This is a genomic window from Streptomyces ruber (assembly GCF_014648075.1).
Taxonomy (GTDB): Bacteria; Actinomycetota; Actinomycetes; order Streptomycetales; family Streptomycetaceae; genus Streptomyces; species Streptomyces ruber.
The window spans coordinates 1-705 of sequence record NZ_BMQK01000064.1 but is presented as its reverse complement, the minus strand read 5'-3'; the positions used below and the strand labels follow the sequence as shown (position 1 = coordinate 705).

Genomic DNA, 705 nt, shown 5'->3' with positions numbered 1-705 from the left:
TTGAAGAACGGCGGGAGCCACAGGCAGTCCACGCCCAGCCACTGCAGATAGTCCAGTTTGGCGGTGAGGCCCTTGAGGTCGCCGACCCCGTCGCCGTTGCTGTCCTGGAAGGTGCGCACGAGCACCTCGTAGAAGACGGCGCGTTTGAACCACTCCGGATCCCGGTCCTGGGCGGGGGTGTCCTCGAATTTGTCCGAAACGGGCTCGTTGACGATCATTTTGCGGGTGACCCTCCGATCTGCGGGTTGGACGGTCGCAGGACGGTCAGTACGTGCGCGGGCGCCCGGCCCGGCTCCAGCCGCACGTAGTTGCTCCTGCCCCAGTGGTAGGTCTCACCGGTGAGCTCGTCGCGCACCGGCACGGACTCGTGCCAGTCCAGGCCGAGTTGCGGCATGTCCAACGAGACGGTGGCCTCCTGGGTGTGGTGGGGGTCGAGGTTGGCCACCACCAGGACCGTGTCGGAGCCCGCGCGCTTGGAGTAGGCGATCACCGCGTCCTGGTCGGCATGGTGGAAGTGCAGGTTGCGCAGTTGCTGGAGCGCCGGACTGTTCCGGCGGATCTCGTTCAGCCTGCGCAGCAGCGGGGCGATGCTGCGTCCCTCGCGTTCGGCGGTCTCCCAGTCGCGGGGGCGGAGCTGGTACTTCTCGGAGTCGAGGTACTCCTCGCTGCCGGGCCTGGCGGGGGTGTTCTCGCACAGTTCGTAGC

Annotated in this window: 2 protein-coding genes; both read right to left on the bottom strand. The window is 67.4% G+C overall.

What is annotated here, in order from left to right; translation table 11 throughout:
* On the bottom strand, positions 1–218 hold a 218-nt coding region (locus tag IEZ04_RS34390), incomplete at its 3' end, for an alpha-amylase family glycosyl hydrolase (protein ID WP_268245717.1).
* On the bottom strand, positions 215–705 hold a 491-nt coding region (locus tag IEZ04_RS34385), incomplete at its 5' end, for an alpha-glucosidase C-terminal domain-containing protein (protein ID WP_189220927.1). The genes IEZ04_RS34390 and IEZ04_RS34385, both read right to left, overlap by 4 nt.